Consider the following 26487-nt stretch of genomic DNA (forward strand, 5'->3'; position numbering starts at 1 on the left):
GGGCCGCCTCCCTCCTCGACGGTACCCGAACGCCCGGCGGGACGGCCGGTGTCAGCGAGCGACTGTGCGATCAGCGCGGTCAGCGCGGCCAGAGGCCCGGGTCGGGCGTGAACCGCACCCGCAGCACGCCGTCCCGCAGGGCCGCGCCCTGCACCGTGCAGCGCCGCAGCGCGGACGGCAGCGGCATGATGCGGCGGAAACCCTCGGCGTCGACGACGAGTTCGTCCCCGCGCCGCACCAGGTCCAGCCCGTCCTTGCCCGCGCCGGGCAGCGGCAGCGCCCACTCCAGGTACCCGTCCTCGGCGAGCCGGTCGAGGACGCTCCAGGGCTCGCCCGTACCGTCGAGCGCCGCCTTGTAAGGGCGGATGTCGATTGGTGACGCCAGCGCCAGCGCCCCCTCCGGCAGCTCCGCCTCGCGCCCCAGGTGCGGCAGTTCGTGCAGCGGCGTGCCGTCGGCCGCGCAGGCCTCCGCGAAGTCCTTGAGCCGGTCGTGCTGCGCGGTCGCGAGGGCGGCCGTGAAGGGGTCGGCGGCGCTCGCGGGCAGCAGCCGGTTGACGGCGACCGACGCGGGGCCGAGGCCGTGCAGGGCCAGGCCCGTACGGGCCGTGCGCAGCGCCTCCGCGCCGTGACCGGAGGGCTCGACGACCACCGTCACGGACGTGCCCGGCGCGTCGATGACGGCCTGGACGGCGGCGAGTTCGCGGTCCGCGCGGGCCGCGGCGTCGTACGCCCACTCCGCGGGCATCGGCACCCCCGCGAGCTGGGCCAGCACCGGGCGCAGTGCGCGGGCGGCCTGCCGGTCGGCGGGCAGCAGCCGGGCGAGGTAGCGGCGCAGTTGCCCGGGGAGCGCGAGCAGCGTCACGGCCTCCCGCACCGGCGGCAGGTCGACGACGACGAGCCCCCACCCCGCCCCCTGCGCCGCCCGTACGGCCCGCAGCAGCGCCAGTGCCTCCGCGCCCGGCAGCGGTGTCAGCTCCTCCGGGTCCAGCGGCGCGGCGCCCAGCAGCGCGAGCAGGGTGCCGCCGCGGGACTGGAGGTCGAGCAGCGCGTCCTGGAAGGCCCCGCCGGGGTCCGTGCGGCGTACCGCCAGATCCGGCACCGTCCCGTCGAGGGCCGCGGCCGCGGTGCGGTCGCCGGTCAGCAGCAGCGTGCGGGTCCCGCCCCGGGCGGCCGCGGCGGCCGTCGCGGCGGCGACCGCGGTGCGGCCCGCCCCTCCGCCGCCGGTGACCAGCAGCGTGCGGACGCCTTCCGCGGGCATCAGCCCGCGGTCTCGGTGCCGGCGGCACCCTTGCCGAGCCCGGCGGCCCCGGCCCCGGCCTCGCCCGACTCGACCCGCTTCTTCAGCCCGGCCAGCGCCCGGTCGATGATGACCTTCTCGGCCTTGCGCTTGATCATGCCCAGCATGGGGATCTTGACGTCCACGGTGAGCTGGTAGGTGACCTCGGTGCGCCGGCCGCCGTCGAGCGGCACGAGCGCGTAGGAGCCGTCGAGGGTGCGCAGCATCTGCGACTTGACCAGCGACCAGTGCACCTCGTCGGCGCTCACCCAGGTGTAGGCGAGGGTGTGGTCGTCCTTGATGGCGCCCGCGTCGAGCAGCAGCCGCACCTGCTCGGCGCGCCCCTGCGCGTCCCGCGCGAGGACCTGGGCCTCCTTGACCTCGCCGGTCCACTCCGGGTAGCGGTCGAAGTCGGCGATGACGCCCATGACAGCGGCCGGCGCCGCCTCGATCGTGATGCTCGACCGTGTGTGTTCCGCCATCGCCGTGGTCCTCCAGGACTACTGGTGCAGGATGCCTCCGAAGGCTACCGCGCCCAGGTGGGAGCGGACCGCGCGCGCCGCCCCCGGCGAGCGGGCCGCCTCACCACTCCAGGACCCACGGCTTACGCGTGTGGTTGAAGTGGCCGACGTTGACGCACTCGGTGCGCCCGATCCGGGTGCGGGCCAGCAGCGGCTGGTGGACGTGGCCGAAGAGCGCGTATTTCGGCTGCACGCCGCGCACCGCGTCCAGCAAGGCCTCGCTGCCGCGCTCGAAGCGGCGCGCGACGGTGTCGTAGCACAGCTCGGGAAGCGCCGGCGGGATGTGGGAGCACAGCACGTCGACCTTGCCGAGCGCGGCGACCTTGGCGGCGTACTCCTCCTCGCCGATCTCGTACGGGGTGCGCATCGAGGTGCGCAGGCCGCCGCCGACGAAGCCGAAGACCAGGCCGCCCAGCTCCACCGTCGCGCCGTCCAGCACGGTCGTGCCGGGGCCGGCGTACTCCGGCCACAGGCCGGGGATGTCGACGTTGCCGTACGTGGCGTAGGTCGGGGTGGGGAAGGCGGCGAACAGCTCGGCGTACTGCCTGCGCACCGCGCTCTCGATCGCGGCCCGGCGGTCGATGCCCGCCCACAGCCGCGCGTCCAGCTGCCGCGCCTCGTCGAAGCGGCGGGCGGTGCGCAGCTCGACCATGCGGTCGGCGTTCTCGACGCCGAAGAGGTCGGGGAAGATGCCCCGCGCGTGGTCGGCGTAGTCGAGGAAGAGGATCAGGTCGCCGAGGCAGACCAGCGCGTCCGCGCCCTCCCCGGCGCGGGCCAGCGCCTCCGTCGCGCCATGGACGTCGCTCACTACATGCACCCGCATGATCCCAGCTTATAGCGCCGCCCCGCGCGCCCCCGGACCACCGTCCACCTGCGGATCCGCCACCGGCTGGACTACTCTTCCGGCGTCGGCCCACCCACGCCGGCAGGCGCGTGTGACGCTGGGAACATCTCCCGTGCGCCCCCTACCGCCGGAGCTTTACCGATGGGTAACGTCCAAGAGGTCCCCCCGCCTTTCCCTCCGGGTGCGCCGTGGCACCGATGAGGAGCAGCCGCCTTGCGTGAGTTCAGCCTTCCGGCCCTGTACGAGGTCCCCGCCGACGGCAACCTGACGGATCTGATCCGCCGCAACGCCGTCCAGTACCCGGACACGCCCGTCCTCGGCCGCAAGGATCCCGCCGGCCACTGGCAGGACGTCACCGCGAGCGCCTTCCTCGCCGAGGTGCGCTCCGCCGCCCGCGGCCTGGTCGCCGAGGGCGTGCAGCCCGGCGACCGGGTCGCCCTGATGTCCCGCACCCGCTACGAGTGGACGCTGCTGGACTTCGCGGTGTGGAGCGCGGGCGCGGTCACGGTGCCGGTCTACGAGACGTCCTCGCCCGAGCAGATCGAGTGGATCCTCGCCGACTCCGGGGCGGTCGCCGTCGTCGTCGAGTCGGACGCGCACGAGCGCGCCGTGGAGTCCGTACGCGAGCGGCTGCCGCTGCTCAAGCACGTGTGGCGGATCGACACCGGCGCCGTCGAGGCGCTCGCGGCCGCGGGCACCGGGGTCTCCGACGCCGTCCTGGACGAGCGCGGCGCGGGCGCCAACGCCGACTCGCCCGCGACGATCGTCTACACCTCCGGCACCACCGGCCGCCCCAAGGGCTGCGTGCTCAGCCACCGCAGCTTCTTCGCCGAGTGCGGCAACGTCCTGGAGCGCCTCGCCCCGCTCTTCCGCACCGGCGAGTCCTCGATCCTGCTCTTCCTGCCGCTCGCGCACGTGCTGGGGCGGCTCGCCGAGGTCGCCGCCGTCATGGCGCCGATCCGGCTCGGCCACGTCCCCGACGTCAAGAACCTCACCGACGACCTCCAGGGCTTCCGGCCCACCCTGATCCTCGGGGTGCCGCGGGTCTTCGAGAAGGTCTACAACACCGCACGGGCCACCGCGCAGGCCGGCGGCAAGGGGCGGATCTTCGACCGCGCCGCCGCCACCGCCGTCGCGTACAGCCGCGCCCTGGACACCCCGGGCGGCCCGTCGCTGCGGCTGCGCACGGCGCACAAGGTCTTCGACCGGCTCGTCTACGCCAAGCTGCGCGCGGTGCTCGGCGGCCGGGCCACGCACGCCATCTCCGGCGGCGCCCCGCTCGGCGAGCGGCTCGGCCACTTCTACCGCGGCATCGGCTTTACCGTGCTGGAGGGCTACGGCCTGACCGAGTCCTGTGCGGCCACCGCCTTCAACCCGTGGGACCGCCCGAAGATGGGCACCGTCGGCCAGCCGCTGCCCGGCTCCACCATCCGCATCTCCGACGACGGCGAGGTGCTGCTCTACGGCGAGCACCTCTTCGCCGGGTACTGGAACAACGAGCCGGCCACCGCCGAGGCGATGGGCGACGGCTGGTTCCACACCGGCGACCTCGGCACCCTCGACGAGGACGGCTACCTCACGATCACCGGCCGCAAGAAGGAGATCATCGTCACCGCGGGCGGCAAGAACGTCGCCCCCGCGGTGATCGAGGACCGGATCCGGGCGCACGCGCTCGTCGCCGAGTGCATGGTCGTCGGCGACGCCCGCCCCTTCGTCGGCGCGCTCGTCACCCTCGACGAGGAATTCCTGCCGCGCTGGGCCGAGCAGCACGGCAAGGCCGGCCGCACGGTTGCCGAACTCGCCGACGACCCGGATCTGCTGGCCGCCGTGCAGCAGGCCGTCGACGAGGGCAACGCGGCGGTCTCGCGCGCCGAGTCGGTGCGCAAGTTCCGCATCCTGCCGGGGCAGTTCACCGAGGAGTCCGGGCACCTGACGCCGTCGCTGAAGCTCAAGCGCTCGGTCGTGCTCGCCGACTACGCCGCCGAGGTCGAGGCGCTGTACGCCCGCTGAGGCCAGGGGGGAGCCCGGCTCAGACGACCGCGCCGCGCCCCGGGTCGTCGTCGTCCTCGTCCTCGCCCGTGCGCATCCGCGCCACCAGCGTGGCGAAGCCGCCCAGGAAGCCGCCGATGCCCACCGTCGCCGCCCACCAGGTCATCTCGATCTGGAGGAGCACGAACGCGAGCAGCAGCAGCGGCCCGCCCAGCACCGCGATCCAGGCGAACTTCGTCGTGACGTCCGCCTCCGGCAGCGGCGGCGGCTCGGGCGGCACGAAATGCGCGTCCTCCTCGTCGTCGGGCACCTCGTAGTCGCGCGGCCCGCGGATCACCGGGTGGATCACGATCGTCCGGTCGGACGGCGGCGGCACGGTGCTCACCGCCGCCGGGTCGGTCGCGTCGGGACCCGGCTCCGGCTCGGCCTCCGCGGCGGCGGCCGCTTTCGCCGGCGGGACGTTCTCCGCCTCCGGCCAGGCCACGGTGCCGGGCTCCGGCTCCTCGTCGTAGCCCGCGACGAGCGCGGCCCAGACCGCCTCCTCGTCCAGCGGGGTGTCCGGGCGCGGCGGCTCCTCCTCGTGCGGAGCGGTGCCCTCGTCCTCGCGGTCAGCCACCGGCCGTGCCCTCCTTCAGTGCGCCGCCCACCCCGTCCGCGGCCTCCGCCGCGGAGAGGCGCTCGACGAAGGCGTACGACTCCGCGAAGATCCGCTCCGCGTCGTTGTCCAGGGTGGCCACGTGGAAGCTGTCCTCCAGGTGGACCTCCGTGACGTCGGTGGACGACACCGAGCTGAGCACGACCGCCGAGTTCGACGGGTCCACCACGTGGTCCACCCGGCTGTGCAGCAGCAGCAGCGGCTGCGTCACCTGCGGCAGCCCGGCGCGGACCAGCGGCCAGAACCTGGTCAGCGAGTGCACCGCGTTCAGCGGCGTACGGTCGTAGCCGGTCTCGGTGACGCCCGCGCGCGCGATGTCGCTCGCGATGCCCTTGACCGACGGCACCGCGTGCCGCAGCAGCCCCGCCGCCCGCAGCGTCGGGCTGTCGGCCTTCACCGACGGGTTGACCAGCACCAGGCCGCTGATCGCCGTGCCGTGCTTGGCCGCGAGCCGCAGCGCGAGCGTGCCGCCCATCGACAGTCCGCCGACGAAGACCTGCGAGCAGCGGTCGCCCAGCGCGAGCAGTTCGCGCTCCACCTCGGCGTACCAGTCCTGCCAGCCGGTCATCGCCATGTCCTGCCACCGGGTGCCGTGGCCCGGCAGCAGCGGCACCGACACCGTCAGGCCGCGGTCGGCCAGATGTCCGGCCCACGGGCGCAGCGACTGCGGCGAGCCGGTGAAACCGTGACAGAGCAGCACGCCGGTCGCTCCGCCGTCGTGGCGGTACGGTTCGGCTCCTGGCAGCAGCGGCACCGCTGGGCTCCTTGTTCTGGAGGGATCCGAGGGTGTTTCCGGGGGCTCCGCGGGCGTGAAACCGCGAACCCGGGTACACGAGGTACACGGAGGTCGGACGTTCAGCGTACGCGGCTGCGATACCTGGCGGTAAGCCCCGTCAGGGCCAGCCGTAGCCACCCCGTGGCGCTATGGTCGGTGCGACGGCTACAGGAGGTCCGGGTTGTTCTACGGCGCGATGAAGATCGCCATCGGTTCGCCGCTCAAGGCGGCCTTCCGGCCCTGGGTCGAGGGCCTCGAGCACATCCCCGCCGAGGGTCCGGCGATCCTCGCGAGCAACCATCTGTCCTTCTCGGACTCCTTCTTCCTCCCGGCGGTGCTCGACCGCAAGGTCACCTTCATCGCCAAGGAGGAGTACTTCAACTCGCCGGGCGTCAAGGGCAAGCTCACCGCCGCGTTCTTCAAGGGCGTCGGCCAGCTCCCCGTCGACCGCTCCGGCGCCCGCGGCGCGGGCGAGGCCGCCGTCAAGAGCGGGGTCGCCGTCCTGGCCCGCGGCGAGCTGTTCGGCATCTATCCCGAGGGCACCCGCTCCCCGGACGGCCGCCTCTACCGGGGCAAGCCCGGCGGCCTGGCCCGGGTCGCGCTGGCCAGCGGGGCGCCGGTCATCCCGGTGGCGATGATCGACACGGAGAAGGTGCAGCCGGTCGGCAAGGTCGTCCCGAAGCTCTCGATCCGGCCGGGCATCCGGATCGGCAAGCCGCTCGACTTCTCCCGCTACGACGGGATGGAGGGCGACCGCTTCATCCTGCGGTCGATCACGGACGAGGTCATGTACGAGATCATGAAGCTCTCGGGCCAGGAGTACGTCGACATCTACGCGACGGCCGCGAAGCGGCTGCTGGCGGAGTCCGCGAAAGCCTCCACGCCAGGAAGCTAGGCTCACCCCCCGAGGGGGGAGCACATGCGCATGTCGGTGGAGGGGCCGCTGTGGCGGGCCCTGGTGGCGTACCGGGTGCTGACGTGCGGGTACGCGATCGCCGTCTTCGTCTACGCCTACGACGACCTGAAGCACCCGCTGATCGGCGGGATCTACCTGACCGTCCTCGGCGTGTGGACGCTGGCCACGCTGGGGCGGGTGCGCTCGGCCGAGCGCTGCACGCGCGGCTTCCTCGCGATCGACCTGGCGCTCGCGCTCAGCGGGATACTCCTCACCGTGGTCGTGGACACCCACGCCCGGATCGAGGAGGGCGCCTTCACGCTGCCGTCGATCTGGACGGCCGGCTCCGTGCTGGCCTTCGCGGTCAAGGGCGGGTGGCGGTGGGCCGCCGTCGCGTCCTCGCTGGTGGCGCTCGCCGACCTGGTGGAGCGCGGCAGCGGCGCCGGGCGGGACACGCTGCGCAACGTCCTGCTGGTGTGGGTCGCGAGCATCGGCATCGGCTACGTCGTCGAGGTGGCCCGGATCAGCGAGCGCACGCTCGCCCGCGCGCTCCAGATCGAGGCGGCCACCCGGGAGCGGGAAAGGCTCGCGCGGGACATCCACGACGGGGTGCTCCAGGTGCTGGCGATGGTCCAGCGGCGCGGTGACCAGGCCGGGGGCGAGGCCGCCGAGCTGGGGCGGATGGCGGGCGAGCAGGAGGTGGCGCTGCGCGGCCTGATCAGCGGCGCCTCGGTGCCCGCGCCGCGCGCCGGGGAGGAGCCGGCGGGACCGGCGGACCTGCGGGCGCTGCTCGCGCCGTACGCGTCGGCCCGGGTGACGCTGTCGGCGCCGGGCACACCCGTGCCGCTGGACCCGGCGGCGGGCGCGGAGCTGGCGGCGGCGGTGGGGGCCGCGCTGGACAACGTGGCGGTGCACGCCGGCCAGGGGGCACGGGCGTGGATCCTGGTGGAGGACGAGCCGGACGCGGTGCTGGTGACCGTGCGGGACGACGGGCCCGGCATCCCCGAGGGGCGGCTCGACGCGGCCGCGGCGGAGGGGCGGCTCGGGGCGGCCCAGTCGATCCGCGGCCGGCTGCGCGACCTGGGCGGCAGTGCGCAGTGGCTGTCGCTGCCAGGTGAGGGGACCGAGGTGGAGCTGCGGCTGCCGAAGGCGCGGCAGAAGGCCGGTACGAGCGGAGGGGGAGCGGTATGACGACCGAGGACGGGGCGGCGCAGCAGTCGCAGGTCACGGTGATGGTGGTGGACGACCACCCGATGTGGCGGGAGGCGGTGGCCCGCGACCTGGGTGAGGCGGGCTTCCGGGTGGTGGCGACCGCGGGCGACGGGCCCGAGGCGATCCGCCGTGCGCGGGCGGCCCGCCCGCAGGTGCTGGTGTTGGACCTCAACCTGCCGGGTGCGTCCGGTGTGCGGGTCTGCAAGGAGGTCCTCGCGGTCGACCCGGCGGTGCGGGTGCTGGTGCTGTCGGCGAGCGGCGAGCACGCGGACGTACTGGAAGCGGTCAAATCCGGGGCGACCGGCTATCTGCTGAAGTCGGCCGGCCGCGAGGAGCTGGTGGCCGCGGTGCGCAGGACCGCGGTGGGGGACCCGGTCTTCACTCCCGGCCTGGCCGGGCTGGTGCTGGGCGAATACCGCCGGCTGGCCACCGACCCGCCGCCGGCCGCCGCGGACGGCGCGGCCGCGCCGCGGCTGACCGAGCGCGAGACGGAGGTGCTGCGGCTGGTCGCGAAGGGGCTGAGCTACAAGCAGATCGCCGCCCGCCTGGTCATTTCGCACCGTACGGTGCAGAACCACGTCCAGAACACGCTCGGAAAGCTCCAGTTGCACAACCGTGTGGAGCTTGTCCGGTATGCGATCGAAGCCGGGCTCGACGACGATCGGGGGACTTGCGCGGACGGCGACATGTGACCCAAGTCACGCTAGCTTGGCGGGAGTTGCACTTCCGGCACAGCTGGCCTGCGACGAAGGGAAATGTCCATGCGAGTCGGAGTCCTGACCGGCGGCGGAGACTGCCCCGGCCTCAACGCGGTCATCCGCGGCATCGTACGCAAAGGCGTCCAGGAGTACGGGTACGACTTCACCGGCTTCCGCGACGGCTGGCGCGGCCCCCTGGAGGGGGACACCGTACGGCTCGACATACCGGCCGTCCGCGGCATACTGCCCCGCGGCGGCACCATACTCGGCTCCTCGCGCACCAACCCGCTCAAGGTCGAGGGCGGGGCGCGCCGGGTCCTGGAGACACTCGCGGCGGAGGGCGTGGACGCGCTCGTCGTCATCGGCGGCGAGGACACCCTCGGGGTCGCCGCCCGGCTGCACACCGAGACCGGCCTGAAGGTCGTCGGCGTGCCCAAGACCATCGACAACGACCTGTCGGCCACCGACTACACCTTCGGCTTCGACACCGCCGTCAACATCGCCACCGAGGCCATCGACCGGCTGCACACCACCGCGGAGTCGCACATGCGGGTCCTGGTGGTCGAGGTCATGGGCCGGCACGCGGGCTGGATCGCGCTGCACTCCGGCCTGGCCGGCGGGGCCAACGCGATCCTCATCCCCGAGCACCGCTTCGACCTCGACCAGGTGTGCGGCTGGGTCGAGAGCCGTTTCAAGATCCGCTACGCGCCCATCGTGGTCGTCGCGGAGGGCGCCATGCCGCGCGACGGCGACATGGTCCTCAAGGACGGCACCCTCGACTCCTTCGGGCACGTCCGGCTGTCCGGTATCGGCGAGTGGCTCGCCGCCCAGATCGAGAAGCGCACCGGGAAGGAGGCCAGGACCACCGTTCTCGGCCACGTCCAGCGCGGCGGCACCCCCAGCGCCTTCGACCGCTGGCTCGCCACCCGCTTCGGACTGCACGCCGTCGACGCCGTCCGGGACGGCGACTTCGGCACGATGGTCGCGCTGCGCGCCACCGACATCGTACGGGTGCCGATCGGCGACGCGACCGCCCGGATCAAGACCGTGGAACCCGCCCTCTACGCCGAGGCGGGCGTGTTCTTCGGCTGACCTTGCCGCGGACGACACCTCTGATTTATCTTCCCTGCACCCGGCTGGGCCTGTCGTCTGGATCTCCGTGGAGGAAGGAGCGGGGTCCGGTGCGTGCAGATGCAAGGCGGAGGAGGGAGGCGACGCGGAGCGTCGTCGACCGACGACAACGCGGCAGATGTGCGCACCGGGGCACGCGACGCCGCGGAGATCCAGACGACAGGCCCTAGTTCCGGCCGCTTCGTTCCCCCCTTTTGAGCACTTGAGGAGCGCCCGGTATGACGGGTGTGGCGAGCGGGCTCATGACGCCCGTACTGGCGGTCGCAGGCGGCACCGCATCCGGCAAGTCCACCCTTGCCGAAGCGCTGGCGCGGCACCACCCCGACAGCGTCGGCCTGATCCATCTCGACGACTTCTACGTTCCCGCGCACGATCTGCTGCGCGGTGTCCGGACACGCAGCGCCACCGGCGCGGAGACCCTGGACTGGAACCATCCGGGGTCCATCGACGAGGACGCGGTCGCGTCCGCCCTCGACACCGCCACCGGGTCCGGGCGGTACCGCCTGCTCGTGGTCGAAGGCCTCTTCGCGCTCACCCTGCCCGCGGTGTCCGCCCGGGCCGCCTGGCGCGTCTACGTGGACACGCCCGACGACATCCGGCTGGCCCGGAAGATCCTGCGCAAGATCGAGGTCCAGCGGCAGGACCCCCGGGTGTCGCTGCTCAACTACCTGACCACCGGCCGGGAGCGGCACGCCGCGCACGTCGCGCCGTCCCGTGTGCTCGCCGACCTGGTGGTGGACGGCACCTGCGACGAGTACGCCATGATCGCCGAGGTGCTGACCCTCATCGGCCCGGTGCTGGCCGAGCCGGTGCTCGCCGACTCGGCCGTGGACGCCGCCTGCTACCGGGAGACGGCCTGACGGCCGCCGCTCACCGCGCCGGCGCCAGCACCCCCGCGAGCAGCCCGGCGGCGAGCTCCACGCCGTTCAGCGTCAGCACCGACTCCGGGTGGAACTGCACCCCGGCGAAGCCCGGCCCGCGCATCGCGTGGACGTCGCCCGTCACCGGGTCGCGGCTCAGCTCCACGCGGTGCATCGCCAGCTCCTCGGCCGCGGTGCCGTCGCAGCGCGCGGTGAAGGAGTTGTAGAAGCCGACCGTCTCGCGGCGCCCGAACAGGTCGATCGTGAGCTGCGCGCCCTGGAAGGGCTCGTCCTTGCGCACCAGGTCAAGGCCCATCTCCGCGGCCAGCAGCTCGTGGCCCAGGCACACCCCGAGCAGCCCGTGCGGGTGGTCGCGCACCAGCTCGGCGGTCAGGGAGCGCAGGAAGCGCATCTTGGGGTCGGCGGTGTCGGCCGGGTCGCCGGGCCCGGGGCCGAGCACGACCGGGCCCGGGTGCGCGAGGGCCGCCTCCCGCAGCCCCGGCTCGTCGTAGCGGCGCACGGTCACCGCGTGGCCGGTGGAGCGCAGCAGGTGGGCCAGCATCGAGGTGAAGGTGTCCTCCGCGTCGACGACCAGCGCGTGCGCGGCGGGCTCGGGGTGCCGGTCCTGCATCCGCAGCCAGAACGGCGCCAGGTGCGCCCGGCGGGCGTCCAGCGCGGCCCGTACCCGGATGTCGTCGGCCAGCCGCGGCCGGGGCGCGCCCGGCGTGCGGGCGGGGGCCGGGCGCACGCCCAGCGCGGTGAGCACGCCCGCCGCCTTGGCGTGCGTCTCGGCGACCTCCGCCTCCGGGCGGGAGTGCCGCACCAGCGTCGCCCCGACCGGCACCCGCAGCTCGCCCGCGGGGGAGATGTCGGCGGTGCGGATGAGGATGGGGGAGTCCAGCGTCTGCGCGCCGCCCGCGTCGCGGCCGATGAGGGCGAGCGCGCCGGCGTAGTAGCCGCGGCCGCCCTCCTCGTGGCGCTCGATGACCCGGCAGGCGTTCTGCACGGGCGAGCCGGTCACGGTCGCGGCGAACATCGTCTCGCGCAGCACGTCGCGGACGTCCATGGTCGAGCGCCCGCGCAGCTCGTACTCGGTGTGCGCCAGGTGCGCCATCTCCTTCAGCCGCGGGCCTACCACGACGCCGCCCAGGTCGCAGACGGTGCACATCATCTTGAGCTCCTCGTCGACGACCATCGTCAGCTCCTCGGCCTCCTTGGGGTCGGCGAGGAAGTCCAGCAGGCCCTCGGAGCTGGGGCCCTGCGCGGGGTAGCGGTAGGTGCCGCTGATGGGGTTCATCACGACGGTGTGGCCGGACATCCGCACGTGCACCTCGGGGCTCGCGCCGACGAGGGTGCGCTCGCCGGTGTGCACGACGTACGTCCAGTAGGCGCCGCGCTCGCCGCGCAGCAGCCGGGCGAAGAGGGCCAGCGCGGCGGCCGGGCCGTAGCCGGGGACGCGGCCGCGGAAGGTGCGGCGGATGACGAAGTTGGCGCCCTCGCCGCGGCCGATCTCGTCCTCGATGACCCGCCGCACGATGGCCGCGTAGTCCTCGTCGGAGGTGTCGAAGGCGCCGCCGGCCACCTCGACGGGGGCGTCGGGCAGCGCCGCCAGCAGCTCGGCCAGCGGCAGTTCGTGGGTCTGCTCGGGGATCAGCACGGCCAGCGGGGTGCCGTCGTCGCGGACGTCGAAGCCGCGCTCGCGGATCTGCCGGAAGGGCACGAGCGCGAGCGCGTCGGTACGGGCGCCGCCCGCCGGACTCCCGTCCGGCAGCGGGATGTCGGCGAGCGCGGCGACCGTGGTGACGGGCCCGGTCAGGACCTCCACGACGTCCTCGGGCCGCCCCGGCGCCCGGCGGTGCAGCAGGGCGAACGGCGGGTGGCCGGGGGTGAGCAGGCGCGCGACGAGCGCGGCGGCGGCAGGGCTCTCAGGGGTGTGCGGCACGGTCGGTGGTCCTTCCTTGACGGGGAGGAGGGGCGGCGACCGGCCGGAGATACGCCGAAGGCCGCCCCTGCGGGCGGCCTTCGCGAAGTGCTTGCCTACGCGTGATTCAGCTGGGCCGCCGGAGAAGCGGTCCACCACCAGGACTGGCGGGACGTCGGGGCCGTCTGAAACGCGTTCATGGGCCCCGACCCTAGCGCACCGGGGCCCCGTCCGTCAGGCGAGAGCGTTTGTCGACCTGCCGGCCGGCCGTGGACACCGGGCCGACGCTGGTGGTGAGGGTGACGTCGGAGGCGCGCACCCACGCGATGCGGTGGTTGTAGCGGATCGGGTAGAAGAGGTTCGTGCCCGTCACCAGCGTGCGGTCACCGGCCGCGGTGCCCGCGAACGTCCCCGCGTACCAGTAGTCGCCCGCCTTCTCCGGCCCCGCCTGCGCGTACGCCTGGCCGGCGGCGATCGTGTACTTCGTCAGCGAGGCCGAGTTGCTCGCCTGCACCGGCACACCCGTGCCCGCGTACGCGGCGTCCTCCGGGTAGGCCCGGCCGTACACCGGGACGGTGCCGGACTTCGGCGTGACCACCTGCGTCGGCGGCAGCACGGCGGTGTACTGCCCGCCGGGGTTGTGGAACCACAGCTTCTGGTCCTGGTACCAGATCGCCGTCCAGTCGCCCTGCACGCCCGCGACCACGTAGGCGCCGCCCGCCGGGACCTTGTCCGCCCAGTTCGAGCCCTCGCTCCACGTCACGCTGCCCAGGTACGGGTCGGTGGGCAGCGCCGCCGTGGTGGCGGGGGTCTTGTAGAGGTAGACGAAGTTCGCCGGGTGCGCGGGCACCGCGGCGCCGCCGTTGGTCAGCTTCGGCTGGTTGTCGGTCGTGTACGGCGGGACGACGCGGACCAGTTGGCCCACCGCCAGCGGGCCGCCCGCGCCGCCCGCGCCGTCCGGGGCGCCCAGCAGCGTCATGTAGTGGTTCCAGTCCCAGAACGGGCCCGGGTCCCAGTGCTGGGACTTCACGTTCGCGTCGAGCACACCGGGCACCTCGTCGTGGCCGATGATGTGCTCGCGGTCCAGCGGGATGCCGTATTTCTGGGCCACGTATTTCACCAGGGTGGCCGAGGAGTCGTACTCCTGCTCGGTGTACCAGTCACCGGTCTTGATCGCGTAGCCCTCGTGCTCCACGGCGACCGAATGCATGTTGACGGTCTTGTTCGCCGCGTGCCACGCCTCGTCCTTGAGCTGCACCATCTGGGTGACCCGGCCGTCGTCGGCGACCATGTAGTGGGCGCTGGCGTAGGCGGCGGGGTTCTGGAACTCGTCGATGCTGCCCTGGAAGGTGCCCTCCATGTCGTGGATGACGACATAGCGGATGTCCTCGCCGTTGGACGGGCGGTCGGACACGTTGTAGTTGCCGAAGTCGTCCGCCGCCGTGCCCGCCTTGGCGTAGGCGGCGGGGACGAAGGTGCAGGCCAGCCCGGACGGGCACTCCGGTGCGGGGGTCGCCGCGGGAGTCGTGTCCGCCGGGGCCGCGGCCGGCGGCACCACCGCGGGCTCCACCGGCCGCACGTCGGGGACGGCGGCCAGCGTCACCGTCCGGCCGTCCGCGGTGACCCGGACGGCGCCGGAGCGGACCGTGTCGAAGACGCGCCGCGCGAACTGCGTGGCGCCGTCCCTGTCCGGCGACTGGCTGTAGCGCGCGACCCCCGCCCACCAGCGGCCCGGGTCGGCCGGCAGCGAGCCCGCCGCGGCCTTCTCGTACGACGCCAGCAGCGCGGCGCCGGCCCGGATGCTCTGCCGCGGGTCGGAGCGCACCTCGGCCGCCGGGACGCCGACGAGCTTCGCGGCGGTGTCCAGGGTGTGCAGCGTCGGGGCCGAGGTGTCGACCGCGGCCGTCCTCCCGCGCAGCGCACGGGAGGCGCTGAAGTGCCGGGAGACGGCCGGGTCGCCGCTCTGGTCCAGATGGGACAGCCGGTCGGCGTCCGACGGCTGCCCGACATCGGCGGCCGTGACCTGGGTCAGGCCCATCACGTTGTAGTTGCCGGTGGTGCTCGGCCGGCCCTGGTGCGAATCCCACAGCGTCATGCGGTAGGAGACGGCCATCAGGACGCTCTGCGGTACGTGGAACTCGTCGGCGGCCGCGGCGAAGTCCGCCTGGAGCGCGGTCCCGCCGCCGGCCGCCGCGGGACTGCGGGGAGCGGCGGCGGACGGGGTCGCGAGCGCGAGCGTGCCGTACGCGAAGGCGGTGACGAGCGCCATGGCGCCCGCCCCGGGGACCGCGTACGTGATGCGTGTGCGGTGTCTGCTGGTCAACCTGCTGCCCTCTCGGTTCTGCCGCGTGCGGCCAGGACACGCCCTTCCGAGGAGTCCGCGCCAGGTGGCGGCGGGCCTGAAACGCGATGACGTTATCAGTGGTTTGTCCGTTTTCCCGGCTGCTCCCCGGACGGCATGTCTCACCCACTGAGCGGGCGGAAAACCGGTGGACCCGACCCCGTACTGTGGTGCCTGTGACCGTGAACGCAGACATCCACGCCGGGGCCAACACCTGGCATGCTCTTCCCGCGGCGCAGCAGCCTGAGTGGCCCGACTCCGAGGCTCTGCGCGATGTGCTCGCCGAGCTCGCCTCGTATCCGCCGCTCGTCTTCGCCGGGGAGTGCGACCAGCTGCGCTCCCGGCTCGGCGCTGTCGCCCGGGGCGAGGCGTTCCTCCTCCAGGGCGGGGACTGCGCCGAGGCCTTCGACGGGGTCGGCGCCGACCAGATCCGCAACAAGCTCAAGACGCTGCTCCAGATGGGAGCCGTCCTCACGTACGCCGCGTCGGTGCCGGTCGTGAAGGTCGGCCGGATCGCCGGGCAGTACAGCAAGCCGCGCTCCAAGCCGACCGAGACCCGCGACGGCGTGACGCTGCCCGTCTACCGCGGCGACTCCGTCAACGGCTTCGAGTTCACCCCCGAGTCCCGCAGGCCGGACCCGGAGCGGCTCAAGCGGATGTACCACGCCTCGGCGTCCACGCTGAACCTGGTACGCGCCTTCACCACCGGGGGCTACGCCGACCTGCGCCAGGTGCACGCCTGGAACCAGGACTTCGTGAAGTCCTCGCCGTCCGGCCAGCGCTACGAGGCGCTCGCCCGCGAGATCGACAACGCGCTCAGCTTCATGGCCGCGTGCGGCATCGACCCGGCCGAATTCCGCACCGTCGAGTTCTTCTCCTCGCACGAGGCGCTGCTGCTGGACTACGAGACGGCGCTGACGCGCACCGACTCGCGCACCGGCAAGCTCTACGACGTCTCCGGCCACATGGTGTGGATCGGCGAGCGCACCCGGCAGCTGGACGGCGCGCACATCGAGTTCGCGTCGAAGATCAGCAACCCGCTCGGCGTCAAGCTCGGCCCCGGCACCACCCCGGCCGAGGCGCTCACGTACATCGAGCGGCTCGACCCCGACCGCGAGCCGGGGCGGCTGACCTTCATCGTGCGGATGGGTGCCGACAAGGTCCGCGACAAGCTGCCGGAGCTGGTGGAGAAGGTCTCCGCGACCGGCGCGCAGGTCGCCTGGATCTGCGACCCGATGCACGGCAACACCTTCGAGGCCGCCTCCGGCCACAAGACCCGGCGCTTCGACGACGTGCTCGACGAGGTCAAGGGCTTCTTCGAGGTCCACCACGGCCTGGGCACCCACCCCGGCGGCATCCACGTCGAGCTGACCGGCGACGACGTGACCGAGTGCGTCGGCGGCGGCGACGAGATCTTCGTCGACGACCTGCACCAGCGCTACGAGACCGCGTGCGACCCGCGGCTCAACCGCAGCCAGTCGCTCGACCTGGCCTTCCTCGTGGCCGAGATGTACCGCGGGCAGTAACCCTCCGGTTGTCGGGAAGGGGCGCGGATCACAGTGATCCGTGCCCCTTGTCGCTTTTCTCCGCCGGGAGCCGCAGGTAAGGTAAGGGTTACCTCAGCTCCTCGGGACCCTGATCGGGCGGTGAACCGCGTGTACGTCTGCTCCTGCTTCGGCATCACCGAAGGCCAGGTCAAGCAGCACGCCGCCGACGGCCGCTGCACCCCGCGGCAGATAGCCTCCGCGTGCAAGGCCGGCACCGACTGCGGGTCCTGCGTCAAGCGCATCCAGGCCCTGCTGGGCCGCGGCGACGGCTGCGTGACCCGGGACCGGCTGGAGCCGCAGGAGGCCGCCCCGCAGGTGACGCCGGCCCCGGCCGCCCCGGCGCCGCTCAGGCGTCTGGCTGCTTGATCACCTGCGCGAGGTAGAGCGGCTCGCCCAGCTTCTCGATCAGCTCCAGCTGGGTGTCCAGGTAGTCGATGTGCTCCTCCTCGTCGGAGAGGATCGACTCGAAGATGTTCTTGGACGTGAAGTCGCCCTTGCCGTGCATCAGGTCGATACCGCGCCGCAGCCGGTCGATCGCCTCGACCTCCACCTGCTTGTCGGCCTCGAACATCTCGGTGACCGTCTGCCCGACCCGGACATGGAAGAGCCGCTGGTAGTTCGGCAGGCCCTCCAGGAAAATGATCCGGTCGGTGAGGATCTCGGCGTGCCGCATCTCGTCGAAGGACTCCGCCCTGGTGTGCTTCGCGAGCTTCACCCAGCCGAAGTTCTCCTGCATCTTCGCGTGCAGGAAATACTGGTTGATCGCGGTCAGCTCGGCGGTCAGCTGTTCATTGAGGAACTCGATGACCTCGGGGTCGCCCTGCATGGCAGCGCCGTCCTTCCCGTTCGGACAAGTGGGTTGCGCGCATCCTTGCATTGCGCGGTCATCTGTTCCAGTAAGTGCACACTTACGTACTGTGGCCGTTTTGCCCCCCTGGGGTCCGGTGCCCGGCGCCTGGTCACGAGCACCGGGCCGGGTCTGTCACCATGGAGGCATGGGTCGGTACGAGCGTCGCGCGGGGGAGCTGCCGCCGGGCCAGCGGATCCAGCGGGGCTGGCCGGTGACCCACTACGGGCCGGTTCCGCGGTTCAAGGCCGACCGCTGGGAGTTCCGCGTCTTCGGCGCCACCGCGGACGGCGGCACGACGTCCTGGAAACACCCGGAGTTCTCCGCGCTTCCCTATGACACCGTCGTCGCCGACTTCCACTGCGTCACGAAATTCTCGATGCTCGGCATCGAATGGGGCGGTGTGGCCACCTCCACCGTCGTGAAGCTCGCCCCGCCCGCCGACGACGTCACCCATGTGATGGTGTGGGCCGAATACGGATTCAGCTCCAACCTGCGTATCGAGGACTTCCTCGACGACCTGGCGATATTCGCGACCCACAAGGGCGGCGAACCCCTCACCGCGGAACACGGATTCCCCGTCCGCCTCGTCGTCCCGAGGCTCTACGCGTGGAAGGGCCCCAAGTGGGTCCGCGGTATCGAGTACATGACGGCCGACCGCCGCGGCTTCTGGGAGGAGCGCGGCTACCACAACCTCGGCGACCCCTGGCAGGAGCAGCGCTACTCCTACCAGGAGGAGCCGGGCGACGGGCCCGAGCTCTAGGGCCTGTCGCTTCGCTCAGCGCACCCAGAGGGTGACCGTGGCGCCCTTCGGGGCCTGGCTGCCGCCGTCCGGGGACTCGTTGAAGACGGTGTCGCCGAAGAACAGGCTGATCACCCGCACCTCGAAGCCCGCCGCCTTGAGGGTCGCCTCCGCGTCGTCCTGGTTCTGGCCCGTGACGTCCGGCACCGGGAAGAGCTGCTGCCCCTTGGACACCGTGATCGTCACCGTGTCGCCCTTGGCCGCCTGGGTGTCGCGGTCCGGGGTCTCCAGGGCGACGGTGTCCTTGTCCGCCTCGTCCGAGAACGCCTTGTCCGGTGACAGCACCACCTGGAAGCCCGCGTCCTGCAACGTCTGCTGCGCCTCGGTGACCGACTTCCCGATCACGTCCGGTACGTCCACCGGCGAGCCGCGGGAGATCGTGAAGGCGATCGGTGTGCCCGGCGCGATCTCCCGGCCCGCGGGCGGGTCCGTCACGATGACCGAGCCCTGCGGCACCGAGTCGTTGAACGACCTCCCCACCGTGCCCGGCACCAGCCCCGCGTCCTTGAGCTGCTGCTGCGCGTCGGCGAGCGGGTGCCCGGACACGTCCGGCACCTTCACCTGGCGCGGGCCCTCCGAGACGGTCAGCGTCACCGTGCCGTTGCCGCGGATGCGCTTGCCGGGCGCCGGGTCGGTGGAGATCACGCTGCCGCGCGGCACCGTGAGCGAATAGTCCTTGCGCACCTCGGTGTCCAGGCCCGCGGCGCTCAGCTTGTGCTGCGCCTCGGCCTGCGGCAGCGCCAGCACGCCCGGGACGTGCGTGAACTGCCCGTCGTTGACGTACCAGACGCCGCCCGCGACCCCGAGCACCACCAGCAGCGCCGCCAGGACCGCGAGCACCCCGCGCCGGCCGCGCCAGGCCGGCCCGCGCACCGCCCGCCCCTGCCTGCCGCCGTTCCCGCCGGGACGGCTGGGAACGGGCGGCGGAGCCGTGGGCGTGTCGTCGATGCTGTACGGCTCCCCGTCCGCGGGCCGCCGCGGCAGCAGCCGGGTCGTACGGTGCAGCTCGTCGTCCCCCTGGCCGGACGGCGCGGGCGGGGCCGGCATCGCCAGCGCCGCCAGCGGGTGCACGACGCTCGTCGGATCCTCCGCGCCCACCGGTACGGACCCGGCCGTCTGCACGGGGGCCGCGCGGTGGTCCAGCTCCTCGTCCGTCAGCTCCGCGCGCACCGCCCGCACCTCCGCGAGCAGCGCCACCGCGTCCGCCGGGCGGCCCTCAGGGTCGCGGCTGGTGGCCCGGGCCACCAGCGCGTCCAGTTGCGGCGCGAGCCCGGGCAGGGCGGCGGAGGGCGGCGGCACGTCCTCGTTGAGCCGCCGGACGATCACCTCCATCGCGGTGTCGCCCTCGTACGGCTTCGCGCCGGTCAGCATCTCGTACAGCATCACGCCGCACGCGTACACGTCCGTCCGCTCGTCCACCTGGCCGTGGCCGATCTGCTCGGGCGCCAGGTACGACACCGTGCCGAGCAGCGCGCCCGAGCTGCTCGTCTGCGCGTCCACGCCCCTGACCAGGCCGAAGTCGGCGACCTTGACCCGGCCCGCGTCGCCGATCAGGACGTTCTCCGGCTTGGCGTCGCGGTGCACGAGCCCGGCGCGGTGCGCCGCCCCCAGCGCCGCGAGCACCGGCTCCAGCACGTCGAGCGCCGCCCGCGGGGTGAGCGCGCCGCGCTCGCGCAGCACGTCGCGCAGCGTGCAGCCGGCGACGTACTCCATGGCCAGGTACACGTACGTGCCGTCCGTGCCCTGGTCGAAGACGCCCACGACATTCGGGTGCGACAGCCGTGCCACGGCCTTCGCCTCGCGGATGAACCGCTCCACGAAGCCGCCGTCCGCGGCGAGCCCCGGGTGCATGACCTTCAGCGCGAGCACCCGGTCGAGCCGGGTGTCCAGGGCGCGGTAGACCGTGGCCATCCCGCCGACGGCGATCCGGGCCTCGACCCGGTAACGCCCGTCCAGCGTCTGCCCGACCAGCGGATCCTGCACGGTGGTGTCCACGACGTCCGATTCTACGAGCCGGGTACGACGCCGGTCCCCGTTCGCCGCGGCACTGTGGCGATGCCGTGGCGAACGCGGCCAAACCGTAACCATCGGCATGACCGGCAGGAGCGTCCTGCCCCACTCAGAACGCCGGTCTCTCCGGGTCGAAGTCGGGCACGCCCTCCGTCGGGGAGGACGCCAGGGCGTGGTGGCGGCGGGGGATGCGGCCCGCGCGGTGGGCGAGGCGGCCGGCGGTCACCGCGTGGCGCATCGCCTCGGCCATGACCGCGGGGTGCTGCGCGCGGGTCACCGCGGAGGCCAGCATCACGGCCGCGCAGCCGAGTTCCATCGCGAGGGCGACGTCGGAGGCCGTGCCCGCGCCCGCGTCCAGGATGACGGGGACTCCCGCGCGCTCGGTGATCAGCCGGAAGTTGTGCGGGTTGCGGATGCCCAGGCCCGAGCCGATGGGGGAGCCCAGCGGCATGACCGCCGCGCAGCCGACGTCCTCCAGCTTCCGCGCGAGCACCGGGTCGTCGTTCGTGTACGGCAGCACCGTGAAACCGTCGTCGACCAGCACCTCCGCCGCGTCCAGCAGTTCGACCGGATCCGGCAGCAACGTCCGCTCGTCCGCGATGACTTCGAGCTTGATCCAGTCCGTGCCCAGCGCCTCCCGCGCCAGCCGCGCGGTCAGCACGGCCTCGCCCGCCGTGAAGCAGCCCGCGGTGTTGGGCAGCACGCGGATGCCGAGCCGGGTGAGCACCGACAGCACGGAGCCCTGCGTGGTCGGGTCGAGGCGGCGCATCGCCACCGTGGTCAGCTCGGTGCCGGACGCGACGAGCGCGTGCTCCAGCACCTCCAGGCTGGGCGCGCCGCCCGTGCCCATGATCAGCCGGGAGCCGAACGCGACCCCGCCGACGATCAGGGGGTCGGCCGCCGTCGCCGGTGCCGTCGTCGTCATCGTTCAGCCTCCCTGGACCGCGGTCAGCACCTCGACGCGGTCGCCGTCGGACAGCGGGGTCGCGGACCAGCGGGTCCGCGGGACGACCGTCTCGTTGAGCGCCGCGGCCACCCCCGAGGGCGCGGTCGTCAGCTCCGCGACCAGGGCATCGAGGGCGACGGGCGCGTCCAGTTCGTGGGCCCGCCCGTTGACGTGCACGGTGATCCGCGCGCCGCCCGGCGTACGCGTGGCGTTCATACGCTCAGCTCCTGGTAGGTCCCCGGCTCCCGGGCGGCGAACCGCTGCGCTCCGAACGCCGCCGCGTACGCCGGGAGTTCGCCGTCCGCGGAGGTCAGCACCGCGGCCATCGCGTCGCCGGTGACCGGCGTGAGCAGCACGCCGTTGCGGTGGTGGCCGGTCGCGAACAGCAGGCCGTCCAGCGCGGTGCGGCCCAGCAGCGGGGCGTTGTCCGGTGAGCCGGGGCGCAGACCCGCGAGCGTCTCGGTGAGCGGGAGTTCGGTGATGCCGGGCACCAACTCGTGTGCGTCCCGCAGGAGTTCGTAGACCCCGCCGGCGGTCACCGTGGTGTCCCAGCCGAACTCCTCGCTCGTCGCGCCGAGCACCAGCTCGCCGTTGTCGCGCGGCACCAGGTACACATGGCTGCCGCGGACCACCGCGCGGACCGTACGCGACAGGAACGGCGCGTGCGAGGCCGGGATCCGCAGCCGCAGGATCTGGCCCTTCACCGGGCGCACGGGCGGCAGCAGCTCGGGCGGTATCCCGTCGATCCGCCCGCTCTCGCTGCCCGCGGCCAGCACGGTCTGGGCGGCGGTCACCGTCGTGCCGTCCGCGAGCACCGCGCCGGTCACCCGGCCCCCCGCCGACTCCACCCGGGCGGCGCGCGCCCGCAGGAACTCCACGCCCGCGAGCTCCGCCGCTCTCAGCAGCGCCGCCGCCAGCCGCCGTGGGTCGACCTGGTGGTCGCCGTCCACCCGCAGGCCGCCGCGTACGCCGGGCGCGAGCATCGGCTCCAGGCGGCGGCACTCGCGGCCGGTCAGCCAGTGGGAGTCCAGGCCCAGTTCCGTCTGGAAGGCGTGCAGGTCGCGCAGCTGCGCGCGGTCGTCGGCGTCCAGCGCCACCGCGAGGGTGCCGCACGGGCGGTAGCCGGTGTCCAGGCCCGTCGCCTCGCTCAGCTCCGCGGCGAAGCCCGCGTAGCGGGCGGCGGAGGCGAGGTTCAGGTCGAGCAGGGCCTGCTCGCCGTACTGCAGCTCCGTGACGGCGGCGAGCATGCCCGCCGCGACGTGGGCGGCTCCGCCGCCGGGTGCGGGGTCGGCGACCGCCGTCCGCAGGCCGCGCTGCGCTGCGCGCCAGGCCGTGGCGAGGCCGATGATGCCGCCGCCGATGATCAGTACGTCGGGGTGCGGGTGCGTTCGGTACGTCCGCATGGACGTCAGCTCCTCCCTTCGCCGGAATGACCCGGATCAGGTTCCTACGGTCGGCGGCGACCAGCCGCCCTCTCAGCCCGGTCCACCCCAGGCTCCCGCGAGTCCAACTCGTGACTCACCCTATCCCTCCCCGGCGAGCGCCCCGGGACGGGTGGTGCGGTTCGACATGCGACCGCCCGCCGGTGGGTGGTTGCTCGCGCAGTTCCTCGCGCCCCTGTTGTTACCCGGCGGGGTGTGGCGGGTTCGCCGCCGATGGTGGTTGAGCCCCACAGGGGGGCCGTCAGACGACATCTGACTCGCACGGGTGGTGCGGGTGGGAAACACCCCGCGCCGCCAGGCGCGGGCACCCACCGCGGTGGGAAAGCCGCACGCCCCGCCCGGCGGCGGCACCGCGGAGCGCTACCGTGAGGAAATGAGCAGCCGGAAATTCGTCATCGTCGGAGCCGGCATGGCCGGCGTGCAGACAGCCGTGGCCCTCAGAGAGATGGGCTCGGCGGACGAGATCACGCTGATCGGGGACGAACCGCACGCCCCGTACGACAGGCCGCCGCTGTCGAAGGCGGTACTGCTGGGCGGCCCGGCCGACGACGCCAGGTTCGACGTGGACTTCGACGCCCTGCGGGTGGACGTGCGGCTGGGGGTGCGGGCGCAGGCGCTGCGCACGGGGGAGCGCGAGGTGGTGACGGACGCGGGCGCGGTCCCGTACGACCGGCTCGTGGTGGCCACCGGGGCGTATCCGGTGGCGCTGCCGGGGACGACGGGGTTGCCCGGCGTGCATCTGCTGCGGACGCTGGACGACGCGGCGGCGCTGCGTCCCGTGCTGGACGCGGGTCAGGACGTGGTCGTCGTGGGCGCCGGCTGGATCGGCGCGGAGTTCGCGACCGCGGCCCGGCAGGCGGGCTGCGCGGTGACGGTCGTGGAGGCGGCGGACCGGCCGCTCGCGGGGGTGCTGCCCGCGGTCGTGACCGCGCACATGCGGGCCTGGTACGACGAGGCGGGGGTCGAGCTGCGGACGGGTACCCCGGTGGCGCAGCTGGAGCCCGGCGCGGTGGTGCTCGCGGACGGCAGCCGGATTGCGGCGGAGGCCGTGGTGGTGGGGATCGGGGCGCGTCCGGCGACGGGCTGGCTGGCCGGGGCGGGTGTCGCACTCGGGACGGACGGCGCGGTCGTCGCCGACGACCGGCTGCGGACGACCGCGCCGGACGTCTTCGCGGTGGGCGACTGCGCGTCCTTCCCGTCGGCCCGGTACGGCGAGCGGCTGCTGGTCCACCACTGGGACAACGCCCTGCAGGGCCCGCGTACGGCCGCGGCGAACGTACTGGGCGGCGACGAGGTGTACGACCCGGTGCCGTACTTCTGGTCGGAGCAGTTCGGGCGCTTCGTGCAGTACGCCGGGCACCACGCCGGCGCCGACACGCTGCTGATGCGGGGCGATCCGGCGACGGACGCGTGGTCGGCGTGCTGGCTGCGCGGCGAGCGGCTGGCGGCGGTGCTCGCGGTGGGGCGGCCGCGGGATCTGGCGCAGGCCCGCAAGCTGATCGGCAGCTCGGCGTCGGTGGACCCGGCGCTGGCCGCCGACCCGGCGGTGCCGCTGAGGTCGGCGGCGCGGTAGGCGGAACGGCCCATGTCCGGGTGCCCGGACGGCGCCGCCCCGCAGCGCTTGTCGGCGGCAGGTGGCAGGCTTGTCCCGTGACTGTTTTCTCGTCAGTTGACGCACATATCGACGCGCTCGTCCCCGATTGGCTCACCCTCCCCGAGGTCGCCGACGGGCTGGGGCTCGACATCACCCGTATCCGCCCGCTCATCAAGGAGGGGCAACTGCTCGCGGTCCGCCGCGGGGAGAACAAGGTGCTCATGGTGCCCGCCGCCTTCATCGGCGAGGGCAAGATCATCAAGGGCCTGGCCGGCACGCTGACCGTCCTGAAGGACGACGGGTTCTCCGACGAGGAGGCCCTGGAGTGGCTCTTCACCGCCGATGAGACCCTGCCCGGCACCCCGGCACAGGCGCTGCGGGAGAATCGGGGGACCGAGGTGAAGCGCCGCGCCCAGGCGCTCGCCGTGTAAGCCCTGCGGCGCCCCGTCCGCCGCCCGCCCCGGGGAGCCGCCCGTATGACCAGCAGCACGGCACGCGAACGGCTGGCGGACGCCCGGCTGTATCTGTGCACCGACGCCCGGCAGGAGCGCGGCGATCTCGCGGAGTTCGCCGACGCGGCCCTGGCCGGCGGGGTGGACGTGATCCAGCTGCGGCAGAAGGGCATCGAGGCCCGCGAGGAGCTGGCGGCGCTCGCCGTCCTCGCGGACGCGTGCCGGCGGCACGGGCGGCTGCTCGCCGTCAACGACCGGGCCGACGTGGCGCACGCGGCGGGCGCGGACGTCCTGCACCTGGGGCAGGGCGATCTGCCGGTGCCCGCCGCGCGCGCCCTGCTGGGCGAGGACGTGCTGATCGGCCGCTCCTGCCATAGCGAGGCGGAGGCGGCCGCGGCGGCCGGGCAGCCGGGCGCGGACTACTTCTGCACCGGCCCGGTGTGGCCGACGCCCACCAAGCCGGGCCGCCCGGCGCCCGGCCTGGACCTGGTGCGGTACGCCGCGGGGCTCGGCACGGACCGGCCGTGGTTCGCGATCGGCGGCATCGACGCGGGCAACGTCGGCGAGGTGCTGGCGGCGGGCGCGCGGCGGATCGTGGTGGTCCGGGCGATCACCGAGGCCGCCGATCCGTACGAGGCCGCCCGCGGGCTCGCGGCGGCCGTGCGCGCCTGACCCCGCCGGGGCCGCGTCACCGCCGGTCGACGGCGGGTGCCTGCGGGCTGTCCACAGGGTGGACGGGGAACGGGCGTATTCGGGCATATTCCCCGTTCCGGTGACGCTCGGTCGCCGACCGCGGTTAGCCTGCACTCATGGCCCTGGGAACCCCGTCCACGCGGACGGACCGAGCGCTCACCATCCGTGAGCTGCTCGCGTCCGGCCGCCGCTCGTACTCCTTCGAGTTCACCGCGCCCAAGACGGAGAAGGGCGAGCGGACGCTGTGGAACGCGATCCGGCGCATCGAGGCGGTGCAGCCGACCTTCGTGTCGGTCACCTACGGCGCCGGCGGCTCCTCGCGCGACGGCACCGTCCGTGCCACCGACCGGATCGTCTCCGACACCACGCTCACCCCCTGCGCGCACCTGACCGCGGTGAACCACTCGGTCGCCGAGCTGCGCAACATCATCGGGCAGTACGCCGACGCCGGGATCCGCAACATCCTCGCCGTGCGCGGCGACCCGCCCGGCGACCCGCTGGGCGAATGGGTCCCGCACCCGCAGGGCCTGACGTATGCGGCGGAGCTGGTCCGGCTGATCAAGGAGTCCGGCGACTTCTGCGTGGGCGTCGCCGCCTTCACCGAGATGCACCCGCGCTCCACCGACCCGGCCGACGACACCCGGCACTTCCTCGACAAGTGCCGCGCGGGCGCGGATTTCGCCATCACCCAGATGTTCTTCGACGCCGACGCCTACCTGCGGCTGCGCGACCGGGTCGACGCGGCGGGGTGCAGCACCCCGATCATCCCCGAGGTCATGCCGGTGACGAACGTCCGGCAGATCGAGCGCTTCTCGCAACTCGGCAACACGCCCTTCCCGCCCCGCGTCGCCGAGCGCATCCTCGCGGTGCAGGACGACCCGGCGGCGGTGCGGGCGATCGGCATCGAGTTCGCCACCGAGATGTGCCGGCGGCTGCTGGCGGAGGACATCCCGGGGCTGCACTTCATTACTCTTAACCACTCCACCGCATCGCTGGAGATCTACGAGAATCTGGGACTGCACCGGCGGGCGTAGCG

The 26487-nt window shown here is 73.4% G+C and carries 25 protein-coding genes and 1 riboswitch; of the genes, 13 read left to right on the plus strand and 12 right to left on the minus strand.

Annotated elements, in window-relative coordinates; all coding sequences use genetic code 11:
- Positions 1 to 79 precede the first annotated feature (79 nt).
- From ACH4SL_RS26240 to ACH4SL_RS26250, 3 genes are all read right to left on the minus strand, one after another.
- Positions 80 to 1258, minus strand: coding sequence for an ArsA family ATPase (locus ACH4SL_RS26240; RefSeq protein ID WP_398449749.1), 1179 nt, complete (start codon positions 1256 to 1258; stop codon positions 80 to 82).
- Positions 1258 to 1758, minus strand: coding sequence for an SRPBCC family protein (locus tag ACH4SL_RS26245; RefSeq protein WP_398449751.1), 501 nt, complete (start codon positions 1756 to 1758; stop codon positions 1258 to 1260). The genes ACH4SL_RS26240 and ACH4SL_RS26245 overlap by 1 nt, the downstream gene beginning before the upstream one ends.
- 100 nt (positions 1759 to 1858) lie before the next feature.
- Positions 1859 to 2620 carry a metallophosphoesterase gene (locus ACH4SL_RS26250; protein WP_398449753.1) on the minus strand — a complete coding sequence of 254 codons (762 nt, stop codon included), beginning with the start codon at positions 2618 to 2620 and terminating at the stop codon, positions 1859 to 1861.
- 234 nt (positions 2621 to 2854) lie between these two features.
- Here ACH4SL_RS26250 and ACH4SL_RS26255 point away from each other — a divergent pair, with 234 nt between their 5' ends.
- Positions 2855 to 4651: an AMP-dependent synthetase/ligase gene (locus ACH4SL_RS26255; protein ID WP_398449755.1), complete on the plus strand. Its 1797-nt coding sequence runs from the start codon at positions 2855 to 2857 to the stop codon at positions 4649 to 4651.
- Positions 4652 to 4670: 19 nt separating this feature from the next.
- On the opposite strand, the gene ACH4SL_RS26260 is transcribed toward ACH4SL_RS26255, so the two are convergent.
- A complete protein-coding gene (locus tag ACH4SL_RS26260; protein ID WP_398449757.1) occupies positions 4671 to 5246 on the minus strand; it encodes a hypothetical protein in 576 nt (191 codons plus the stop codon).
- The gene (locus ACH4SL_RS26265) at positions 5239 to 6039 is read right to left on the minus strand and encodes an alpha/beta hydrolase (protein WP_398449759.1); all 801 of its coding nucleotides are present in this window, start codon (positions 6037 to 6039) and stop codon (positions 5239 to 5241) included. Before ACH4SL_RS26265 ends, ACH4SL_RS26260 begins: the two co-directional genes overlap by 8 nt.
- 202 nt (positions 6040 to 6241) lie before the next feature.
- Here ACH4SL_RS26265 and ACH4SL_RS26270 point away from each other — a divergent pair, with 202 nt between their 5' ends.
- The 5 genes from ACH4SL_RS26270 to ACH4SL_RS26290 all read left to right on the plus strand — a co-directional run bounded on the left by ACH4SL_RS26270 (position 6242) and on the right by ACH4SL_RS26290 (position 10856).
- Complete coding sequence (locus ACH4SL_RS26270; protein ID WP_398449761.1) at positions 6242 to 6955, plus strand: lysophospholipid acyltransferase family protein; 714 nt, start codon at positions 6242 to 6244, stop codon at positions 6953 to 6955.
- Between the two features lie 24 nt (positions 6956 to 6979).
- Positions 6980 to 8146, plus strand: coding sequence for a MacS family sensor histidine kinase (gene macS, locus ACH4SL_RS26275; RefSeq protein ID WP_398449763.1), 1167 nt, complete (start codon positions 6980 to 6982; stop codon positions 8144 to 8146).
- On the plus strand, positions 8143 to 8859 hold the full coding sequence (locus ACH4SL_RS26280) for a response regulator (RefSeq protein WP_398449765.1): 717 nt from the start codon (positions 8143 to 8145) through the stop codon (positions 8857 to 8859). The genes macS and ACH4SL_RS26280 overlap by 4 nt, the downstream gene beginning before the upstream one ends.
- Positions 8860 to 8928: 69 nt before the next feature.
- Positions 8929 to 9957 carry a 6-phosphofructokinase gene (locus ACH4SL_RS26285; protein WP_398449767.1) on the plus strand — a complete coding sequence of 343 codons (1029 nt, stop codon included), beginning with the start codon at positions 8929 to 8931 and terminating at the stop codon, positions 9955 to 9957.
- A 257-nt stretch (positions 9958 to 10214) separates the two neighbouring features.
- The gene (locus tag ACH4SL_RS26290; RefSeq protein ID WP_398449769.1) at positions 10215 to 10856 is read left to right on the plus strand and encodes a uridine kinase; all 642 of its coding nucleotides are present in this window, start codon (positions 10215 to 10217) and stop codon (positions 10854 to 10856) included.
- 10 nt (positions 10857 to 10866) lie between these two features.
- On the opposite strand, the gene ACH4SL_RS26295 is transcribed toward ACH4SL_RS26290, so the two are convergent.
- Positions 10867 to 12798 carry an anthranilate synthase family protein gene (locus tag ACH4SL_RS26295; RefSeq protein ID WP_398449771.1) on the minus strand — a complete coding sequence of 644 codons (1932 nt, stop codon included), beginning with the start codon at positions 12796 to 12798 and terminating at the stop codon, positions 10867 to 10869.
- 190 nt (positions 12799 to 12988) lie between these two features.
- Positions 12989 to 15100 (minus strand): N-acetylmuramoyl-L-alanine amidase, encoded by a 2112-nt coding sequence (locus tag ACH4SL_RS26300; RefSeq protein WP_398449773.1) that lies wholly within the window; start codon positions 15098 to 15100, stop codon positions 12989 to 12991.
- Positions 15101 to 15294: 194 nt separating this feature from the next.
- Between ACH4SL_RS26300 and ACH4SL_RS26305 the strand changes: the two genes are divergently transcribed.
- Positions 15295 to 16644 (plus strand): class II 3-deoxy-7-phosphoheptulonate synthase, encoded by a 1350-nt coding sequence (locus ACH4SL_RS26305; RefSeq protein WP_398449775.1) that lies wholly within the window; start codon positions 15295 to 15297, stop codon positions 16642 to 16644.
- A 120-nt stretch (positions 16645 to 16764) separates the two neighbouring features.
- Positions 16765 to 17031 carry a bacterioferritin-associated ferredoxin gene (locus ACH4SL_RS26310; RefSeq protein WP_398449777.1) on the plus strand — a complete coding sequence of 89 codons (267 nt, stop codon included), beginning with the start codon at positions 16765 to 16767 and terminating at the stop codon, positions 17029 to 17031.
- Here the strand turns inward: ACH4SL_RS26310 and bfr are convergent.
- Positions 17012 to 17491 carry a bacterioferritin gene (bfr, locus tag ACH4SL_RS26315; RefSeq protein ID WP_398449779.1) on the minus strand — a complete coding sequence of 160 codons (480 nt, stop codon included), beginning with the start codon at positions 17489 to 17491 and terminating at the stop codon, positions 17012 to 17014. The two genes, ACH4SL_RS26310 and bfr, sit on opposite strands and share 20 nt — an antisense overlap.
- A 169-nt stretch (positions 17492 to 17660) precedes the next feature.
- Between bfr and ACH4SL_RS26320 the strand changes: the two genes are divergently transcribed.
- Positions 17661 to 18275, plus strand: coding sequence for a sulfite oxidase-like oxidoreductase (locus ACH4SL_RS26320; RefSeq protein ID WP_398449781.1), 615 nt, complete (start codon positions 17661 to 17663; stop codon positions 18273 to 18275).
- A gap of 15 nt (positions 18276 to 18290) precedes the next feature.
- Here the strand turns inward: ACH4SL_RS26320 and pknB are convergent, their stop codons facing one another.
- The 4 genes from pknB to thiO form a co-directional block, all read right to left on the minus strand.
- Positions 18291 to 20309: a Stk1 family PASTA domain-containing Ser/Thr kinase gene (gene pknB / locus ACH4SL_RS26325; protein ID WP_398449783.1), complete on the minus strand. Its 2019-nt coding sequence runs from the start codon at positions 20307 to 20309 to the stop codon at positions 18291 to 18293.
- Positions 20310 to 20433: 124 nt separating this feature from the next.
- Positions 20434 to 21249 (minus strand): thiazole synthase, encoded by an 816-nt coding sequence (locus ACH4SL_RS26330; protein ID WP_398449785.1) that lies wholly within the window; start codon positions 21247 to 21249, stop codon positions 20434 to 20436.
- 3 nt (positions 21250 to 21252) lie between these two features.
- Positions 21253 to 21486 carry a sulfur carrier protein ThiS gene (gene thiS, locus ACH4SL_RS26335; protein ID WP_398449787.1) on the minus strand — a complete coding sequence of 78 codons (234 nt, stop codon included), beginning with the start codon at positions 21484 to 21486 and terminating at the stop codon, positions 21253 to 21255.
- The gene (gene thiO / locus ACH4SL_RS26340) at positions 21483 to 22673 is read right to left on the minus strand and encodes a glycine oxidase ThiO (protein ID WP_398449789.1); all 1191 of its coding nucleotides are present in this window, start codon (positions 22671 to 22673) and stop codon (positions 21483 to 21485) included. The genes thiS and thiO overlap by 4 nt, the downstream gene beginning before the upstream one ends.
- A riboswitch (TPP riboswitch) is annotated at positions 22670 to 22782 on the minus strand. Its footprint overlaps the gene before it by 4 nt.
- Positions 22783 to 23085: 303 nt before the next feature.
- On the opposite strand from thiO, the gene ACH4SL_RS26345 reads away from it, so the two are divergent.
- The 4 genes from ACH4SL_RS26345 (at position 23086) to metF (ending at position 26485) form a co-directional block, all read left to right on the plus strand.
- Positions 23086 to 24285, plus strand: coding sequence for an NAD(P)/FAD-dependent oxidoreductase (locus tag ACH4SL_RS26345; RefSeq protein WP_398449791.1), 1200 nt, complete (start codon positions 23086 to 23088; stop codon positions 24283 to 24285).
- A gap of 77 nt (positions 24286 to 24362) precedes the next feature.
- Positions 24363 to 24737: an Rv2175c family DNA-binding protein gene (locus tag ACH4SL_RS26350; protein ID WP_398449793.1), complete on the plus strand. Its 375-nt coding sequence runs from the start codon at positions 24363 to 24365 to the stop codon at positions 24735 to 24737.
- Between the two features lie 45 nt (positions 24738 to 24782).
- Entirely contained in the window at positions 24783 to 25430 is a 648-nt protein-coding gene (gene thiE, locus ACH4SL_RS26355) for a thiamine phosphate synthase (protein ID WP_398449795.1), read from the plus strand.
- A gap of 137 nt (positions 25431 to 25567) precedes the next feature.
- On the plus strand, positions 25568 to 26485 hold the full coding sequence (gene metF / locus ACH4SL_RS26360) for a methylenetetrahydrofolate reductase [NAD(P)H] (RefSeq protein WP_398449797.1): 918 nt from the start codon (positions 25568 to 25570) through the stop codon (positions 26483 to 26485).
- Positions 26486 to 26487 lie beyond the last annotated feature (2 nt).

Source organism: Streptomyces sp. NPDC021020, assembly GCF_044333285.1.
Classification (GTDB): domain Bacteria; phylum Actinomycetota; class Actinomycetes; order Streptomycetales; family Streptomycetaceae; genus Actinacidiphila.

Bases quoted from the DNA above. Each gene is read 5' to 3' on its own strand.
- ACH4SL_RS26240 (WP_398449749.1), bottom strand. From the start codon at position 1,258: ATGCCCGCGGAAGGCGTCCGCACGCTGCTGGTCACCGGCGGCGGAGGG.
- ACH4SL_RS26245 (WP_398449751.1), bottom strand. From the start codon at position 1,758: ATGGCGGAACACACACGGTCGAGCATCACGATCGAGGCGGCGCCGGCC.
- ACH4SL_RS26250 (WP_398449753.1), bottom strand. From the start codon at position 2,620: ATGCGGGTGCATGTAGTGAGCGACGTCCATGGCGCGACGGAGGCGCTG.
- macS (WP_398449763.1), top strand. From the start codon at position 6,980: ATGCGCATGTCGGTGGAGGGGCCGCTGTGGCGGGCCCTGGTGGCGTAC.
- ACH4SL_RS26280 (WP_398449765.1), top strand. From the start codon at position 8,143: ATGACGACCGAGGACGGGGCGGCGCAGCAGTCGCAGGTCACGGTGATG.
- ACH4SL_RS26285 (WP_398449767.1), top strand. From the start codon at position 8,929: ATGCGAGTCGGAGTCCTGACCGGCGGCGGAGACTGCCCCGGCCTCAAC.
- ACH4SL_RS26290 (WP_398449769.1), top strand. From the start codon at position 10,215: ATGACGGGTGTGGCGAGCGGGCTCATGACGCCCGTACTGGCGGTCGCA.
- bfr (WP_398449779.1), bottom strand. From the start codon at position 17,491: ATGCAGGGCGACCCCGAGGTCATCGAGTTCCTCAATGAACAGCTGACC.
- ACH4SL_RS26320 (WP_398449781.1), top strand. From the start codon at position 17,661: ATGGGTCGGTACGAGCGTCGCGCGGGGGAGCTGCCGCCGGGCCAGCGG.
- ACH4SL_RS26330 (WP_398449785.1), bottom strand. From the start codon at position 21,249: ATGACGACGACGGCACCGGCGACGGCGGCCGACCCCCTGATCGTCGGC.
- thiS (WP_398449787.1), bottom strand. From the start codon at position 21,486: ATGAACGCCACGCGTACGCCGGGCGGCGCGCGGATCACCGTGCACGTC.
- thiO (WP_398449789.1), bottom strand. From the start codon at position 22,673: ATGCGGACGTACCGAACGCACCCGCACCCCGACGTACTGATCATCGGC.
- ACH4SL_RS26345 (WP_398449791.1), top strand. From the start codon at position 23,086: ATGAGCAGCCGGAAATTCGTCATCGTCGGAGCCGGCATGGCCGGCGTG.
- thiE (WP_398449795.1), top strand. From the start codon at position 24,783: ATGACCAGCAGCACGGCACGCGAACGGCTGGCGGACGCCCGGCTGTAT.
- metF (WP_398449797.1), top strand. From the start codon at position 25,568: ATGGCCCTGGGAACCCCGTCCACGCGGACGGACCGAGCGCTCACCATC.